At 50.3% G+C, this 17,919-nt stretch carries 14 protein-coding genes; 6 read left to right on the forward strand and 8 right to left on the reverse strand.

What is annotated here, in order from left to right; translation table 11 throughout:
- The 5 genes from SK53_RS19690 to SK53_RS19710 all read right to left on the reverse strand — a co-directional run bounded on the left by SK53_RS19690 (position 1) and on the right by SK53_RS19710 (position 7,343).
- Positions 1-1,557: a TnsD family Tn7-like transposition protein gene (locus tag SK53_RS19690; protein WP_001324699.1), complete on the reverse strand. Its 1,557-nt coding sequence runs from the start codon at positions 1,555-1,557 to the stop codon at positions 1-3.
- Between the two features lie 40 nt (positions 1,558-1,597).
- Positions 1,598-3,046 carry an ATP-binding protein gene (locus SK53_RS19695; protein WP_001049180.1) on the reverse strand — a complete coding sequence of 483 codons (1,449 nt, stop codon included), beginning with the start codon at positions 3,044-3,046 and terminating at the stop codon, positions 1,598-1,600.
- Entirely contained in the window at positions 3,046-5,169 is a 2,124-nt protein-coding gene (locus SK53_RS19700) for a Tn7 transposition protein B (protein WP_048209909.1), read from the reverse strand. The genes SK53_RS19695 and SK53_RS19700 overlap by 1 nt, the downstream gene beginning before the upstream one ends.
- On the reverse strand, positions 5,156-5,998 hold the full coding sequence (locus SK53_RS19705) for a TnsA endonuclease N-terminal domain-containing protein (RefSeq protein ID WP_000090707.1): 843 nt from the start codon (positions 5,996-5,998) through the stop codon (positions 5,156-5,158). Before SK53_RS19705 ends, SK53_RS19700 begins: the two co-directional genes overlap by 14 nt.
- A gap of 142 nt (positions 5,999-6,140) precedes the next feature.
- The gene (locus SK53_RS19710; protein WP_023304587.1) at positions 6,141-7,343 is read right to left on the reverse strand and encodes a BaiN/RdsA family NAD(P)/FAD-dependent oxidoreductase; all 1,203 of its coding nucleotides are present in this window, start codon (positions 7,341-7,343) and stop codon (positions 6,141-6,143) included.
- 228 nt (positions 7,344-7,571) lie between these two features.
- Between SK53_RS19710 and pitA the strand changes: the two genes are divergently transcribed.
- Positions 7,572-9,071, forward strand: a complete 1,500-nt coding sequence (gene pitA, locus SK53_RS19715; RefSeq protein ID WP_003861225.1) for an inorganic phosphate transporter PitA — start codon at positions 7,572-7,574, stop codon at positions 9,069-9,071.
- A gap of 54 nt (positions 9,072-9,125) precedes the next feature.
- On the opposite strand, the gene uspB is transcribed toward pitA, so the two are convergent.
- Positions 9,126-9,461, reverse strand: a complete 336-nt coding sequence (uspB, locus tag SK53_RS19720) for a universal stress protein UspB (protein ID WP_003861224.1) — start codon at positions 9,459-9,461, stop codon at positions 9,126-9,128.
- Positions 9,462-9,744: 283 nt separating this feature from the next.
- Here uspB and uspA point away from each other — a divergent pair, with 283 nt between their 5' ends.
- Complete coding sequence (gene uspA / locus SK53_RS19725; protein WP_003861223.1) at positions 9,745-10,182, forward strand: universal stress protein UspA; 438 nt, start codon at positions 9,745-9,747, stop codon at positions 10,180-10,182.
- Positions 10,183-10,279: 97 nt separating this feature from the next.
- On the opposite strand, the gene rsmJ is transcribed toward uspA, so the two are convergent.
- Both rsmJ and prlC read right to left on the reverse strand, forming a co-directional pair.
- Positions 10,280-11,032, reverse strand: a complete 753-nt coding sequence (gene rsmJ / locus SK53_RS19730) for a 16S rRNA (guanine(1516)-N(2))-methyltransferase RsmJ (protein ID WP_045894754.1) — start codon at positions 11,030-11,032, stop codon at positions 10,280-10,282.
- A 7-nt stretch (positions 11,033-11,039) separates the two neighbouring features.
- Positions 11,040-13,082, reverse strand: a complete 2,043-nt coding sequence (gene prlC / locus SK53_RS19735) for an oligopeptidase A (RefSeq protein ID WP_045332580.1) — start codon at positions 13,080-13,082, stop codon at positions 11,040-11,042.
- Between the two features lie 206 nt (positions 13,083-13,288).
- Between prlC and SK53_RS19740 the strand changes: the two genes are divergently transcribed.
- The 4 genes from SK53_RS19740 to SK53_RS19755 all read left to right on the forward strand — a co-directional run bounded on the left by SK53_RS19740 (position 13,289) and on the right by SK53_RS19755 (position 17,904).
- Positions 13,289-14,131: a 23S rRNA (adenine(2030)-N(6))-methyltransferase RlmJ gene (locus SK53_RS19740; RefSeq protein WP_047654401.1), complete on the forward strand. Its 843-nt coding sequence runs from the start codon at positions 13,289-13,291 to the stop codon at positions 14,129-14,131.
- 70 nt (positions 14,132-14,201) lie between these two features.
- Positions 14,202-15,554, forward strand: a complete 1,353-nt coding sequence (gene gorA / locus SK53_RS19745; RefSeq protein ID WP_003861215.1) for a glutathione-disulfide reductase — start codon at positions 14,202-14,204, stop codon at positions 15,552-15,554.
- 171 nt (positions 15,555-15,725) lie between these two features.
- Positions 15,726-16,013 (forward strand): hypothetical protein, encoded by a 288-nt coding sequence (locus tag SK53_RS19750; RefSeq protein WP_003861213.1) that lies wholly within the window; start codon positions 15,726-15,728, stop codon positions 16,011-16,013.
- 241 nt (positions 16,014-16,254) lie between these two features.
- Positions 16,255-17,904: an alpha,alpha-trehalase gene (locus tag SK53_RS19755; RefSeq protein WP_048209910.1), complete on the forward strand. Its 1,650-nt coding sequence runs from the start codon at positions 16,255-16,257 to the stop codon at positions 17,902-17,904.
- The last annotated feature ends 15 nt before the right edge of the window (positions 17,905-17,919 follow it).

Below are 17,919 nucleotides of genomic sequence, written 5' to 3' on the forward strand. Positions count from 1 at the left end.
TTATTTAATTAGTTCCATTTTTCTGAGAAGTATCATTGTCATTGGTAGTTTATCTCTGTATTTCAAAAGCCAGCCATGCCCTCCCAGTAAAGCATCTAGACTTGTAAGTGACATCGAGTACTGCCCCTGAGATAAAACATCATTTATTAATGATGATGAGATAATATCTCTCTCGCTCCAGTCTACTCTTTTATTTTTATAGCATCGTATTGTTTTAGGAAGACAGGAATTAAGCCAGTCACATTCATGTTTATTTAGCCAATAGAAACTTGCATAACAACTTTCTTTGACTAACTTTCGTGTTATAGAAACGGATTGATTATGTATAAATCTTAATATTTTCTGCTTATGACGCCGTCTTAAAGAATCTTTTTTACATTTTTTACGCCATGAGCATAAACCGTAACAAGATGAAATTACAGAGGATACAGCTCCTTCCGATAATGAGTTTTTCTCAGCTATGGATGCCAGACTAAACCCCCTTACAGCCATAGACTTGATAAGCAATTCAGTGAATATATTAATTTTTGTGTTTCGCTTAAACGCCCTCAGGTATTTTTTATAAATAAGTGTTTTAATGTAACATCTGCTGCGACTAAATTCCTTCCCAAGGTTGCTAACACTAGTATTATTTTCAACTATATGAAAACTGTATTTCTTATGACTTTTAAAGATTTCTTTCTTTTTATTAGTACGACTTCCTGCATACGTTGGCCAGCAAGTATTTAACAAACAATAACAAAGCAAAAGATGCTTTGTGGGATGCTGACAACATTTGTCTTTGAGTATAGGCTCCCAGTAATGATAATCAGTTAGGGATGTTGGTATAAGTCCCGATGAACCCTCCCCAAATAACTGGCACTTAGCATAAACATGTGCGTAGAATACATTTTTCTTTAAATTTCCATCCAATGATAATAAATTCAACTTTTTAAGTACATCCATGTAATTGGGGTGTGTAATATCTTTTCTTCTGATTATATTTAGGGACTCATAACAAAACTTAGCAAAATCGAAGTCTATCTCATTGCTAAGTTGTTCTGTATACGAAACAGGAGGCATCAGTCCAATACGTATGTGCGGTGAAGAAGGGACATGGATGCTTTCAAGCGCTACCGGATGCCGATGGCAGGTTGTAACCCCATGAAGCTGATGCGCCAGATGCCAATAAGTAACACCATAATGAAAAGTATCTTCACGAGCGCAAACCGGGCAAAACTTCAATAGTGTGCGCTGCCCTAGTGAAAAATTACTAAGGCGGCACAATCGATTAAGCCTGGCAGGGGTCGTGTTGAAATCCATAATTTCATTACGACTGATTGGTAGTGCCCAGGCAAAAAGAGGGAGTAAAGTCTGTTCATGCCAGAGCTGATCTGCACTTTCGGATGTATGAAGAGAAATAGCCTTTAATCCTGAATTGAGAATTGGATGGACGTTCATATCAGGTTTGTTGAAAATGATCGTTAACAGAGAAGATGGGGACATACCGTACACGGTAGTTGTCCGACAAAACCGGCTGAACAAGGATTCATCAGGCAAAACAGGCAACATTCTCATTTCCCACACCTCTCTTTGACCGTTACGAACTGTTACCTCATTACAATTTATTAAGTGGATCTATATTTATAAGCCCGCAACGCTGAAGAGCATCGTAGGTATTTTTCTTTTCAGCTGTTCTGTTGATAACAAGATCGTGGTCAAGAGACAGTATTTTCTCGTCGAAATTGCGCAAAACCTCGTCTATTTTTCCTACGAATTCCTTGTGCTGTGGCCTGTCTATATCCCCAGGGATCAAAGACTTTAGGGACTTCTCTGCCATGATTTTAGCCGAAGCATCACCCTCATTAGATGCAGAGAGCCATTTAGCTTCCTCATCTTCAGTCGCGGCCCCCGGGAGTGGAGTATCCTTATATTCCTCCGTATGACTCACGAGTACCGGTACAGAGGCCGACAAGACTGCGCCAGTGATGATTTCATTGCCGCTACCGATAACCTTTAATTGTGCCCCCCGATAAATCATCTGAGCCAATCCAATATTGCCTTTAGATAAAATGAATAATTTTTCGTTTAACTCATCATTTAATGGAGTTTCAACATTTGTCCATTGTAATGGCCATAAATAATGAATAAACGATTGCCAGTCTTGTGAATCGTATCTAACATTCTTAATTTTCATGTAACCACCAGACTCTGCCCGCCTGGCAATTCTCATTTTCTTTGTCAGCGTCTCGTCAAAAGGATGATTTCCACAAAAAACCATAGATACCCCCATGGAATCTACAATTTCATGTAAAAAATCAATCAACTTACTCTCACCCCCGGTTCTTGAAAATTTAAGCCTCTGCATTTCATCAATAACAAGGATACCCAAAAATGATGATTTAATTCTTTGTGCAATCTGGCGAGCCAGAGCACCATTTCTAATCTCAGGTGTAGTTCGTTCAATACCAATTGCATCATCTAATTTTTGTAAAATCTCTTCACAAAGGTCTCTCACACTTGAATTGTATGGACAATTAATCTTTACCCATACAATTTGCTTACTGAAGCCGGGAAAAACTCCTTTATAGCTGCTGTGTTCTATAATCTGAGGGAAATGATCCATGACTTGCTCAATCATGGTAGTTTTTCCAGAACCACTCATTCCAACTATCGTAATAGTTTCAGCCTGGGATTTAAAATATCCACTTTCTGGCTCAATATCAGGACGCTCATTTCCATAGTAATGAAGATATTGAATTGTTCCGCTTTTTAAAGGATTACGAGCTGCATAGCTTTCCCTAAGTGCCCGTAAGATCATCTTATAAGCCTGGATAAGATTGGTTTGAGGGCAACGGAATTTCTTTATACGTTCGACATACTGCTCTCTAACATTCGCCGGGGCAGTCCAGCGGATTTTTTCGTCAATTTCGGGGAAATAACTCATTTCCAGAAGTACTTCATCTTCCGTAAGCGCTTCAGGAAGTGCTTCAATTAAGGGATTGCCACGATACTCAGGTAACTCCTGTTCTTTATATATCGCTGAAACGCGCCGTATAAGATTCATTATTCTGCGTCCTCAGTCTTCTTCTTACCTTTTAACCATCTTTGTTTCTCCTCCCGGCCAGGCAAAAGCAGAACATTACTGGATGAAGGAAGTAGGGGTTCAGATCTTCCATTAGCAACATGAGTTCGCCCTAATGAATCAAGTTCATTTTTCCTGTTCTTTTTAATATCTTTACCATGTACCCGGCGAGATTCGTATATTTCATTTAATCTTTCGTTACCTTTCCTGTTAAATTCATCTTTATTATTGATATTGCTGAGCGAATCCAGAGTAAATAAATTAATTTCTTTTTGAGTATCTACCCAATCAGCCATTACATCTGTATCAAGATGAGCTTTCCCTTTAAATACATCTCTTTTCTTAAGTAGGTAATGTTTTTTGAAAATGCTATTTTTGTCAAATCTTACATATATATAATCTACGCAATTGTCATCTATTCTTGCTTCACAAGTGGTTCTTCCAAATACTCTGACACCTGATGCAATTTCAGGATCACATTCATAAAAAAGATTATTGTACTGAATCCCACCGGCGGTAATGTTAGCGTTCACAGGGATTAACAATCGTGCGATCACTTCGTCGGCCCCAACGGCTCTTGCGCTGAATCTCCCGTGCTTTAAGCTTATCATCCAACTATTTTTTGGTGATATTACGAGATCATTTTCAATCAGTAAGGGATTGATATAAGCCAGTTCCTCATACGTTCTCTGATTATGTGCAAGTATCTCCCGAATCAGTAAAGACGTGACCTCCTGAATCGTTAAACAAGCCCTGGATTGCGGTGTTGGCTCTCCTTTAACAATCTTTCCCCTTCGTGTTGTTCCAATAAGCCTATGAATAACCTCATCATTCAGAATGCCGAAACAGCGTTCAACAATGCTTTTTCTGTCGCCTCTACCGACTGGCGCAAACTCAAGTTTTGTCAGGGGGGTCATCTCTTCCTGAGGTTTAAGACCAATCATCTCCCCGTTGTCACACATCAATGTTAATGGAATGTGAGAACAAGGCCAATCATCATCAGTAATAGAGATTCCAAATAATCTACAATATTCTTTTTTTGGCATAAAGCAATCTGCTAACGCTTGTCGGGCGGCTCGCCATGAAGCATGGTATAAAGAAACATGAAGGCCAACAATCATTCTTGTTGCACGATCCACCACTGTATAAATAGTAGGACGCCCAATGACTTTTCGTCTGTTTAAACTCGAAATAAGATGTACATCAGCGACAGTTGAGTCTATTTCGAAAACATCACCCGGCAAAACAGTTGTATTAGCCACACTACCTAAAAGCGCCCGCATTTTGAGGTCTATTTCTTTTTTCGTGTTCTTCTTATTTATCGAGAAATCTTTAGTGAAGAGTTTTTTATTCCAGTATGAAAATTGTTTTAAAGAAGGAACATATGGAGCTCTATTTTCTAGGTTTGCTGTTTTAATTTCATCCCTAAAATACAAATCAATATGTCTCTCTAATGTTTTCTTTATCGTATCTCCGTTAACTTTATAATGATACGTAATGAGAGATTTTCTAATATTATTTATATCTCTTTCATTAAGAATGAAAACACGTGATCGTTCATTAGGTAATGCTCTGTTTTTTTTGGAATTCCCAAGTTTAATTTCATGTTTGATTCTACTTTTCCCAGCGGCGCCACAGTTCGAGAATGCGGGTAGCAATGCATAAATATCCTGCCCATGTCGCCAATACAACGCCAGAAGCGTTCTGATAGTATATTGTGATATTTTTTTATTTCTTGAGTAATCCATTAAAAGGTGCGACTTTTTATGTAATGCATAGTCGAACAGAAACATTCTGTCATCTACAAGATCTTTAATGATATTGTAATTTTCATCTCGCCTTCCTCTGTCTTTATCTGTTAATTCTTTCTCATCTACTAACATATATGAAGGATATATATAATCTTTACAAGTTATGCTATTTGATTCAATATAATATTTAAACATTGAAAATGAGAAAGGGATTGGCTTACCCGTTCTTTCTGATTTTATTTTAAACAAAATTAACAAATCGACCTTTCTGTCAAAATCCAAAACACGGTAAAGTCCCTCTGCAAGCAAATCAGTGCCTTGAGAGAGCCAGACTGAATTCCTAATAATATCCATTTGCGTTCAGTCCTATATAGTGGTCATTGGAAATTATCTTTATCAGACCGGTTTCGAGTATTGGATATGATAAATCAACATTTATCATTTTTAATCCAATCATTGCCTGCAATAACATCATCGCTTCTTGTGCATCTACCCCAAAGATTGATGAAATCATTGCACGTAGTCCTACTATGGGATAAACATCTGGTTTAAGCTTCCATAGGATTTTATCAAGAGGATATTTATCATAAAATTCAGAACCATCTCTTAATACAGAAGTAGCCCAGCAAATGTTTTTACCGACGACGTTATTGAGTTCCGAGCCAACATAAATTTGAAACTCAACATCAATCAACTGCCAAAACATCCTCTCTATTTCAAGTTTTTGGGCTTCGCGTTCAGGTATGCTCTCGTTATGTTTTACTGCTATAGCTTTGTATCGAAGTCCGCCTTCAGGAGTTCTCAAGGTCAGTAAAAAATCGGTTGTCATAACATTCAGAACTTCGACAGGTACTCCTCTTACTCCCCTCACCATAGGATGTTGAAAATGTAGATGATTTGCTATTTGTTGGGTAAGCCGGAGAGGAAAGAGTGGGAATTGTTCCCGGATATCAATCACCGAGTCATTAAACTCAGCCAGATAGAAAAAGTTACTTTCGACAGAAGAAAGGAGATGATGGTTTCGAAACGTCTTAAGGCCAAAGACTATCGAACGGTTTCCACGGGATTTAACGTCCTGAGCTCTAAGCCAAGGCTGATAACTTTGGCCATAGCCCACTCCTATGCCGTCACCTAGCGCATTTTCATAATCCAAATAGGATTTGAGACGCCTACCCCTAGCCATGATCGTACCCTAAAAACGACATTGATACGTACCTATATGTGCATTTTATAGTCTCCAACCCTATAACCACACATTCAGTAAGTATACAACATTAGCGTCGTTTTTTGAGAATGGTTACAACTTTAGTGCTTTGTGTACAACTTTATTGTCCTCGGACATCAGCCAGCGCTTGCGCGCATGCCCAGGCACTGGCCCACGCCCACTGGAAGTTATACCCGCCGAGCCAGCCGGTCACGTCCATCACTTCACCAATGAAATAAAGACCCGGCACGTTGCGGGCTTCCATCGTGCGGGATGAGAGTTCGTTTGTATCCACGCCGCCCAGCGTCACTTCCGCCGTGCGGTAGCCTTCGGTGCCGTTTGGCTGTACGCGCCAGTTCGTCAGCGTCTCCACCAGCGTTTCCTGCTCGCGGCTGTTGAGCTGCTTGAGCGCAACATCCGGAATTTGCCCTAACACCTGCAAGCACTCCACGAGACGCTTCGGCAACTGCATCGCCAGGGTATTTTTCAGGCTTTGATTCGGGTGCGCGGCGCGTTGCTCGTTGAGGAAGGCGTCCAGATCGCAGTCCGGCACCAGGTTTACGGAGACAAACTCCCCCGGCTGCCAGTAGCTGGAGATCTGCAATACCGCCGGCCCCGAGAGTCCACGATGGGTAAAGAGCAGGTTTTCGCGGAACACCGTGCCGTCTTCGGCCGTAATGACCGACGGTACAGACACGCCGGAGAGTGTCTGAAGCTGCTCCAGCAGCGGCTTATGCAGCGTGAACGGTACCAGCCCGGCGCGGGTGGGCAGTACCTTCAGGCCAAACTGCTCGGCAATTTTATAGCCGAACGGTGAGGCGCCCAGCCCCGGCATCGAGAGGCCGCCGCTGGCGATCACCAGGTTATCGGCGCTGACGGTCTCACCGTTGAGTTGCAGCGTGTAGCCCTGCTCGTCGCGGGCGACGTCCAGCACTTCGGTGCGCAGGCGCATTACTACGCCGCCTTTCTCGCACTCGGCCACCAGCATATCGACAATTTGCTGCGCGGAGTCGTCGCAGAACAGCTGTCCCAGCGTCTTCTCATGCCACGCGATACCGTGTTTACCCACCAGTTCGATAAAATCCCACTGGGTATAGCGCGCCAGCGCAGATTTGCAAAAATGGCGGTTCTGGCTCAAATAGGCCGCAGGCTCGACATAAAGATTAGTAAAGTTGCAGCGCCCGCCGCCAGACATCAGGATCTTGCGGCCAGGCTTTTTTCCGTTATCCAGCAGCAGCACGCGACGACCCGCTTGTCCGGCCATCGCCGCACAAAACATACCCGCCGCACCGGCGCCAATTACTACGGCATCAAACCTTTCCACGTCAAAATCCTCTTCGTTAACTGCCGCGGATTGTAAAGTTTCCTCAGTGGTCGCACCAGCGTAAAAAGATATTACAAAGCCATTTCATTGATATTTAAAGATTATCCTTTAAGGCACATTTCTCAAATCAGGTGGTATGTCAAAAAAAGTCTATATTTCACTTTGCCCGTTGCGCATTTGTCCTGGATAATGCGCCGCGTTCATGTCCTCAAAATGGCGTAACGTCCTATGCTACATTTGTTTGCCGGCCTGGATTTACATACCGGGCTTTTATTATTGCTTGCTCTGGTTTTTGTGCTGTTTTACGAAGCGATCAACGGCTTCCACGACACTGCAAACGCAGTAGCAACGGTTATCTACACTCGCGCAATGCGATCGCAGCTTGCGGTTGTTATGGCGGCGGTATTTAACTTTTTTGGTGTCCTCCTGGGCGGACTGAGCGTTGCGTATGCCATTGTGCATATGCTGCCAACGGATCTGCTGCTTAACGTGAGTTCCGGTCATGGCCTGGCCATGGTGTTCTCTATGCTGCTTGCTGCGATTATCTGGAACCTCGGTACCTGGTATTTCGGCCTGCCGGCATCCAGCTCTCACACCCTCATCGGCGCGATTATCGGTATCGGGTTAACCAATGCCCTGATGACCGGGACCTCCGTCGTTGATGCGCTGAATATCCCGAAAGTTCTCGGCATTTTCGGCTCTCTGATCATCTCCCCTATCGTCGGTCTGGTGGTGGCGGGTGGCTTGATTTTCATCCTGCGTCGCTACTGGAGCAACACGAAAAAACGTGCGCGTATCCACCTGACGCCAGCAGAGCGTGAGAAGAAAGACGGCAAGAAAAAGCCGCCGTTCTGGACGCGTATCGCGCTGATCATTTCCGCTATCGGCGTCGCCTTCTCTCATGGCGCGAACGATGGTCAGAAAGGTATCGGCCTGGTGATGCTGGTTCTGATTGGCGTCGCACCGGCGGGCTTCGTGGTTAACATGAACGCCTCCGGTTACGAAATCACCCGTACCCGTGATGCGGTAAACAACGTTGAGACTTACTTCCAGCAGCATCCTGATTTGCTGAAGAAAGCGACCGGCGTGGACCAGCTGATTCCTTCTCCGGAGTCAGGCGCAACGACGGCACCGGGCGAGTTCCATTGCCATCCGGCAAACGCGATTAACGCGCTGGAACGTGCGAAAGGCATGCTGGCCGATATCGAAAGCTATGACAAACTGGCTGTTGAACAGCGTGGTCAGCTGCGTCGCATCATGCTCTGTATCTCCGACGTGACCGATAAAGTCGCGAAGCTGCCAGAGGTTAATGCTGACGACCAACGTCTGCTGAAGAAACTGAAAGGCGATATGCTCAATACCATTGAGTACGCGCCAATCTGGATCATCATGGCGGTCGCGCTGGCGCTGGGTATCGGTACGATGATTGGCTGGCGTCGTGTGGCGACCACCATCGGCGAGAAGATCGGTAAGAAAGGCATGACCTATGCGCAGGGTATGTCCGCGCAGATGACGGCAGCGGTATCTATCGGTCTGGCGAGTTACACCGGTATGCCAGTCTCCACCACCCACGTACTCTCTTCGTCCGTGGCAGGTACCATGATTGTTGACGGCGGCGGTTTGCAGCGTAAAACCGTGACCAACATCCTGATGGCCTGGGTGTTCACCCTCCCGGCGTCCATCCTGCTGTCTGGCGGTCTGTACTGGATTTCGCTGAAGCTGATTTAATCGGCTGAAGGCGACAAAAAAGCGGGTCAGGAAACTGGCCCGCTTTTTTTATGCTCAGTGCCAAATCATCAGCGCAATCATACTCACCACAACCAGACCACAGAGGGCGCTGGTCAAAATGAACTGACGACGCAGGCGCTCGCAGCGACGGATAAACTCTTCATCGTGGTGATCGCGGTAGCGTTGGTAGTAGATATACCCCACCAGACGCATCTGCTTGCTGGGCTGTCCGTGCGAGGTGAAGAACCCTCCACCGTCCACATACTGATAAAGCAACGGATCGCAACCACGAAGTACCACTAACAGCGCACGTAACGATGAGAAGTAGCGCGCCATATTCACTATGCAAACCACGCATAACGCCCAAAACAATGCGACGGTGCTAATCATACATCCTCCCCGGCGTCCGCCCACGAAGCAAGGCTCCTGAGCTACCGCACCCCAATGCCCTGACAGACAGTTCAGTGAAAGAATGACCAAAAGTCGATCCGGTTCGCGTTTTAATATCCGAACGGCTCATTAAATAGTGTAGGAGATCCGTTAATTTTTTTGCCACAAGGTTAATCGTTATCAACACCAAAGCTTGAAAAATATGTTTAACTGGGCCGTAATGAAAGCATCAGACGACGGCTTTCCCATTTAGTCATCGATAACTTAAGGAAGGAGTAACACTATGGCTTACAAACACATTCTTATCGCGGTAGACCTCTCCCCGGAGAGTAAAGTGCTGGTTGATAAAGCAGTATCCATGGCACGTCCCTACAACGCGAAAGTTTCGCTGATTCACGTTGATGTGAATTACTCCGACCTCTACACCGGTCTGATCGACGTGAATCTCGGCGATATGCAGAAACGCATCTCCGAAGAGACTCACCACGCGCTGAGCGAGCTTTCTACCAACGCGGGCTATCCGATCACTGAAACCTTAAGCGGTAGCGGCGATCTGGGCCAGGTGCTGGTTGATGCGATTAAGAAATACGATATGGACCTGGTGGTATGTGGTCACCATCAGGACTTCTGGAGCAAACTGATGTCTTCCGCGCGCCAGCTGATTAACACCGTTCACGTGGATATGCTGATTGTTCCACTGCGTGACGAAGAAGACGAGTAAGTGCGTTAAATTCCCCTCACCCTAACCCTCTCCCAAAGGGAGAGGGAATAGATCGAGGATGTAGGCCGGGTAAGGCGAAGCCGCCACCCGGCTTTTTCTATTCCGGCGTACCCGAATAAATATCAAACCGGTGCCCTTTCGTGGTCACCGCGTTAGTGGTCGCAACGTCCGCCAGCGGCGGCGCATAGTCCGGCCGCTTCACCACCACACGCTTCGTCGCCAGCTGACGAGCCGGTTCCAGCAGGCCATCGGCATCTAAATCTGGCCCCACCAGCGACTGAAACACCCGCATCTCTTTCTTCACCAGCGCGCTTTTCTGCTTATGCGGGAACATGGGGTCGAGATAAACCACCTGCGGGCGCGGGGTGATGTCGGTGAGCGCCGTCAGGCTGGAGGCATGAATAAGTTGTAAACGTTCCTGTAACCACGGGCCGATTTCCGGGTCCTCATAGCCCCGCGTCAGCCCGTCGTCGAGCAGCGCGGCGACAACCGGATTACGCTCCAGCATCCGCACCCGGCAGCCCACCGAGGCCAGCACAAACGCATCGCGCCCCAGCCCCGCCGTGGCGTCCACCACGTCCGGAAGATAGCTCCCTTTAATGCCAACCGCCTTGGCCACCGCTTCGCCGCGACCGCCGCCGAACTTACGCCGGTGCGCCATCGCGCCGCCGACAAAATCGACAAAAATCCCGCCAAGCTTTGGCTCATCGCGCTTGCGCAGCTCCAGATGTTCCGGCGTCATCACCAGCGCCATCAGGTTGTCTTCATCATGTTCCAGCACCCAGCGGGCCGCCAGAACAGATAAGGCGCCGTCCCCGGCGCCTGTTTCATCTACTAAGCAGATCTTCACGTAGCAATCAGCCTTTGATTCCGTAATGCTCCAGCATCGCATCCAGCTGCGGCTCGCGGCCACGGAAGCGTTTGAACAGCTCCATAGGCTCTTCTGAACCGCCGCGGGTCAGGATGTTGTCGAGGAACGACTGACCGGTTTCGCGGTTGAAAATCCCCTCTTCTTCGAAGCGCGAGAAGGCATCCGCCGCCAGCACGTCGGCCCACAGGTAGCTGTAGTAGCCTGCGGCGTACCCGCCTGCGAAGATATGGCTGAACGCGTGCGGGAAACGTCCCCAGGTTGGCCCTGGAATAACGGCAACCTGCTTTTTAATCTCAGCCAGGGTTTCGAGGATTTTCGCCCCCTGCTCCGGGCTGAACTCGGCGTGCAGGCGGAAGTCGAACAGGCCGAACTCCAGCTGGCGCAGGATAAACATCGCCGCCTGGTAGTTTTTCGCTGCCAGCATTTTATCCAGCAGTTCTTTCGGCAGCGGTTCACCCGTTTCGTAATGACCGGAGATAAACGCCAGCGCGTCCGGCTCCCAGCACCAGTTTTCCATAAACTGGCTAGGCAGCTCGACCGCATCCCATGGCACACCGCTGATACCGGCGACGCCAGCGGTTTCGATGCGGGTCAGCATGTGGTGCAGGCCGTGACCGAACTCGTGGAACAGGGTGATCACTTCATCGTGGGTAAACAGCGCAGGTTTGCCGCTCACCGGACGGTTGAAGTTACAGGTCAGGTAGGCGACCGGTTTTTGCAGGGAACCATCCGCTTTACGCATCTGGCCCACGCAGTCGTCCATCCACGCCCCGCCGCGCTTGTTCTCACGCGCGTAGAGATCGAGGTAGAAGCTGCCGCGCAGTTCGTTTTTCTCGTCATACAGCTCAAAGAAGCGCACGTCCGGATGCCAGACGTCGATGTCGGTACGCTCTTTCGCGGTAATGCCGTAGATGCGTTTCACCACCTCGAACAGGCCGTTAACGGCTTTGTTTTCCGGGAAGTACGGACGCAGTTGTTCGTCGCTGATGCTGTAGAGATGCTGTTTCTGTTTTTCGCTGTAGTACGCGATATCCCACGGCTGAAGCTCGTCCACGCCGAACTCCGCTTTCGCAAAGGCGCGCAGCTGAGCCAGTTCTTTTTCACCCTGAGGACGGGCGCGTTTCGCCAGATCGGTCAGGAAGTCGAGCACCTGCTGTGGGTTCTCGGCCATTTTGGTGGCGAGGGATTTATCCGCGTAGCTGTCGAAGCCCAGCAGCTGTGCCAGCTCGTGGCGCAGGGCGAGGATTTCCGCCATGACCGGGCTGTTGTCCCATTTACCCGCGTTCGGGCCCTGATCGGAGGCGCGGGTGCTGTAGGCGCGGTACATCTCTTCGCGCAGGGCCTGGTTGTCACAGTAGGTCATCACCGGCAGATAGCTTGGGATATCCAGCGTTAACAGGAAGCCTTCCTGCTCTTTCGCTTCGGCCTGGGCTTTTGCCGCCGCCAGCGCGCTTTCCGGCATGCCCGCCAGTTCAGATTCATCGGTAATCAGCTTCGTCCAGCCCATGGTGGCGTCGAGGACGTTGTTGCTGTACTGATTACCCAGCTCGGACAGGCGCGCAGCGATTTCACCATAGCGAACCTGTTTTTCTTTTGGCAGGCCAATCCCGGACAGTTCGAAATCACGCAGGGCGTTATCGACCGATTTTTTCTGCGCCGTGTTCAGTTCGGCATAGTGGTCGCCGTCGCGCAGGTCGCGGTAGGCTTTGTAGAGCCCCTCATGCTGGCCGACCCAGGTGCTGTACTCAGAGAGCAGCGGCAGGGTTTGCTCGTAGGCTTCGCGCAGCTCCGGGCTGTTTTTTACCGAGTTCAGGTGGCTCACCGGGGAGAAGATGCGCCCCAGCACGTCGTCCACTTCGGCCAGCGGCTGACACAGATTTTCCCAGGTGTACGGCCCGCCCTGCGCGACCACGTTTTCTACCGCCGCGCGGCAGTTGTCCAGCGATTGCGTAACCGCTGGAACCACATGCTCGGGGAGGATTTTAGAAAACGGTGGCAACGAAAAAGGCGTCAGTAATGGATTGGTCATAAACGCTGTCCTGTTGAAATAGGTGAATGAAGCGCGCATCCGGCGCTGTGCATATTGTTCAGTAATGGGGTTAAGTGTAGAGGATTTCAATGCCAGACGTGGGGGAAAAGAGCCCGGTGGCGCTGCGCTTACCGGGCCTGCGGGTAATCTGTGCCGTTCTGCTGTAAACTGTGGCAAATCGTCAATTCAGCGGAATATCATTACCCATGCTCAGTTATCGCCACAGCTTCCACGCAGGCAACCACGCCGACGTCCTCAAACACACCGTTCAGAGCCTGATCATCGAATCGCTTAAAGAAAAGGATAAACCGTTCCTTTATCTGGACACCCACGCGGGCGCGGGCCGTTATCAGCTGAGCGGCGAGCATGCCGAGCGTACCGGTGAATATCTGGAAGGGATTGAGCGTATCTGGCAGCAGGACGATCTGCCTGCCGAGCTGGAGCCGTACATTGGCGTGGTGAATCACTTTAACCGCAACGGCCAGTTGCGTTACTACCCTGGCTCCCCGCTGATTGCCCGCCAGCTGCTGCGCGAGCAGGACAGCATCCAGTTAACCGAGCTGCACCCGAGCGACTTCCCGCTGCTGCGTTCTGAGTTTCAGAAAGATAACCGCGCCCGCGTAGACAAAGCCGATGGTTACCAGCAGCTGAAAGCCAAACTGCCGCCGGTTTCCCGTCGCGGCCTGGTGCTGATCGACCCACCGTACGAAATCAAAACCGACTATCAGGCGGTGGTGACCGGCATTAACGAAGGTTACAAACGCTTTGCGACCGGCACCTATGCTCTGTGGTATCCGGTAGTGCTGCGCGCGCAAATTAAACGCATGATCAAAGACCTCGAAGCGACGGGCATTCGCAAAATCCTGCAAATTGAGCTGGCGGTGCGCCCTGACAGCGACCAGCGCGGCATGACCGCGTCTGGCATGATCGTCATTAACCCGCCGTGGAAGCTCGAAGCACAGATGAACAACGTGCTGCCGTGGCTGCACAAAACGCTGGTGCCAGCCGGTACGGGTCACGCCACCGTGAGCTGGATCGTGCCGGAGTAATCGCAGCCATCGGTGGAAACTATTGATTTCAGGTATACAATCGCGGCAATTCACGATTAAGGACAACGCTATGACTAAGCATTATGACTACATCGCAATCGGCGGCGGCAGCGGCGGCATCGCCTCCATCAACCGTGCAGCCATGTACGGCCAGAAGTGTGCGCTGATTGAAGCCAAAGAACTCGGCGGCACCTGCGTGAACGTGGGTTGTGTACCGAAGAAAGTGATGTGGCATGCCGCGCAAATCCGTGAAGCTATCCATATGTATGGCCCGGACTACGGCTTTGACACCACCATCAACCACTTCGACTGGGATAAACTGATCGCCAGCCGTACCGCCTACATCGACCGTATTCACACCTCATACGATAACGTGCTGGGCAAGAATAACGTCGACGTGATCCGCGGCTTTGCCCGTTTCGTGGATGCGAAGACGATCGAAGTGAACGGCGAGACGATCACCGCCGATCACATCCTGATCGCCACCGGCGGCCGTCCGAGCCACCCGCACATTCCGGGCGCGGAATACGGTATCGACTCCGACGGGTTCTTCGAGCTGCCTGCTCTGCCAGAACGCGTTGCCATTGTGGGCGCAGGTTACATCGCGGTTGAACTGGCCGGCGTGATTAACGGCCTGGGGGCGGAAGCGCACCTGTTCGTGCGTAAACACGCGCCGCTGCGCAGCTTTGACCCGCTGATCGTCGACACGCTGGTCGAGGTGATGAACGCCGAAGGCCCAACCCTGCACACCAACGCCGTGCCAAAAGCGGTGGTGAAAAATGCGGACGGTAGCCTGACGCTGGAGCTGGAAGATGGCCGCAGCCAGACCGTTGACTGCCTGATCTGGGCGATTGGCCGTGAACCGGCCACCGACAACTTCAACCTGGCCGCAACCGGGGTGAAAACCAATGAAAAAGGCTACATTGTCGTTGATAAATTCCAGAACACCAGCGTACCGGGCATTTATGCCGTCGGTGATAACACCGGTGCCGTAGAGCTGACGCCGGTTGCCGTGGCGGCGGGGCGTCGTCTTTCCGAGCGTCTGTTTAACAACAAGCCGGACGAACATCTGGATTACAGCAACATTCCGACCGTGGTCTTCAGCCACCCGCCAATCGGTACCGTCGGCTTAACCGAGCCGCAGGCGCGTGAGCAGTACGGCGATGATCAGGTGAAAGTGTATAAATCGGCGTTTACCGCGATGTATACCGCGGTCACCTCGCACCGTCAGCCGTGCCGCATGAAGCTGGTCTGCGTGGGCCCGGAAGAGAAGATCGTCGGCATCCACGGCATTGGCTTCGGCATGGACGAGATCCTGCAAGGCTTCGCGGTGGCGCTGAAGATGGGCGCAACGAAGAAAGACTTCGATAACACCGTGGCAATCCACCCGACTGCGGCGGAAGAATTTGTGACCATGCGCTGATCGGTCTGATCCGCAACAAAACCGGCCAACTGGCCGGTTTTTTTATGCCCTGGGCAGGTAAACCTAACGGGTGCACAAACGGTAACAAAATAACCCGCTACCCGCGGTGGAATTAACTAATCTTAGAAAGCGCTACGCGTTCGCCTGTTACTACGGAAAAAGATTAGAGATATGAAAATGCACGTAAAGATCACCGCAAAATTGATGGCCAAAATGCACCTTGTTCTCGCGCTGGTATGGGCGATACTGACTATTCCTACCCTGCTGTGGTGGAAAAACAGCATTCTGTGGGTGTCGTTAATGAGCATTTACGCCATCGTGATTTCCCATCTGGCTGCGTACAGCGCCGCCCATGCAGAAAAAGCGGCCAGCAAGGCGATGGATAAAAGCGAAGGCGCCAGCCAGAAAGCCAATCAAACCGCCAACAGCCTTCAAGGCAATGCGCGTCAGGCACATTAATCCCTGCGTATATGCAGAATACCGAATGCTCTGAATTTTATTCCTGCTCTGTTTCCAAAGATTCTGATTTAATGATTTCATAATCAAAGGGATATATGATTTTCAGCGTGTTTAAATCCATTTTGAAAGCGTGATCTACCGCACACTTCGCACCGCATTAACCGAAGCGAATGTCTACGCTTAAAAGATAGCCGGGAAAAACCCGTATTTGTTACGACAAAAACCGGAGGTCCTGAACACCATGTTCAACCAGAAACTACAGACTGCCGAGGATCTCGAGTTCGATATTGCAGAAGAGCTGCGCTATGAAACCGATCCCTGTGAGTTAAAACTGGATGAGATGATCGAGGCAGAGCCGGAACCGGAAATGATTGAAGGGCTGCCGGCGTCCGATGCCCTTACGCCCGCTGACCGCTACCTTGAACTGTTTGAACACGTCCAGTCGTCGCGGCTGTTTGCGGACAGCAAAACCTTTCCCGACTGCGCGCCGAAGATGGATCCGCTGGATATTTTGATCCGCTATCGCAAGGTGCGTCGCCACCGTGATTTTGACCTGGCGCGCTTTGTGGAGAATCACTTCTGGCTACCGGAGGACTACAGCAAAGAGTACGTCTCTGATCCCGGCCTGTCCCTGAAAGAACATATCGATAATCTGTGGCCGGTGCTGACGCGCGAGCCGCAGGATCACATCCCGTGGTCGTCGCTGCTGGCGCTGCCGCAGGCCTATATTGTGCCCGGCGGGCGATTCAGCGAGACCTACTACTGGGACTCTTACTTCTCCATGCTGGGGCTGGCAGAAAGCGGTCGTAACGATCTGCTGAAATGTATGGCCGATAACTTCGCCTGGCTGATTGAGCGCTACGGCCATATCCCGAACGGCAACCGCACCTACTATCTCAGCCGCTCCCAGCCGCCCGTTTTTGCCCTGATGGTGGAGCTGTTTGAAGAGGACGGCGTGCGCGGGGCGAAGCGCTATCTTGAGCACCTCAAGATGGAGTACGCCTTCTGGATGGACGGGGCGGAATCGCTGCTGCTCAATCAGGCCTATCGCAGTGCGGTTCGTATGCCGGATGGCTCATTGCTCAACCGTTACTGGGACGATCGCGATACGCCGCGGGATGAATCGTGGATTGAGGACGTTGAAACTGCCCGTCATTCTGGTCGTCCGCCGAACGAGGTGTACCGTGACCTGCGTGCCGGGGCAGCCTCAGGATGGGATTACTCATCCCGCTGGCTGCGCGATCCTGCGCGGCTGGCCAGCATCCGCACAACACAATTTATCCCCATCGATTTGAACGCATTCCTGTTCAAACTGGAGAGCGCTATCGCCAACATCTCCGCGTCGAAAGGGGATAAAGAGACGGCTGATCTGTTCCGCCAGAAAGCCAGCGACCGGCGCGCGGCGGTAAACCGCTATCTGTGGGACGAAGAGAACGGCTGTTATCGTGATTACGACTGGCGGCGTGAAGCCCTGGCGCTGTTCTCTGCGGCCAGCATTGTGCCGCTGTATGTGGGCATGGCGACGCATGAGCAGGCTGAACGGCTGTCCGATGCCGTTAAAGCCCGTCTGCTCACGCCGGGCGGTATTCTCGCCACCGAATATGAAACCGGGGAGCAGTGGGATAAGCCGAACGGCTGGGCGCCGCTCCAGTGGATGGCGATCCAGGGGTTCAAGCAGTACGGCAACGACTCGCTGGGAGATGAGATCGCCTGGAGCTGGCTGCACACGGTGAACCATTACTACAAAACCCATCATAAGCTGATTGAGAAGTACCACATCGCCAGCAGCACGCCACGCGAAGGTGGCGGGGGGGAGTATCCGTTGCAGGATGGCTTCGGCTGGACGAATGGCGTGGTGCGGCGGTTGATTGGGTTATATGGTGAACCTTGAGCCTTGCCCCTTACC

Origin of the sequence: Enterobacter sp. MGH119, from assembly GCF_001037675.1 — a bacterium.
Classification (GTDB): Bacteria; Pseudomonadota; Gammaproteobacteria; order Enterobacterales; family Enterobacteriaceae; genus Enterobacter; species Enterobacter hormaechei_C.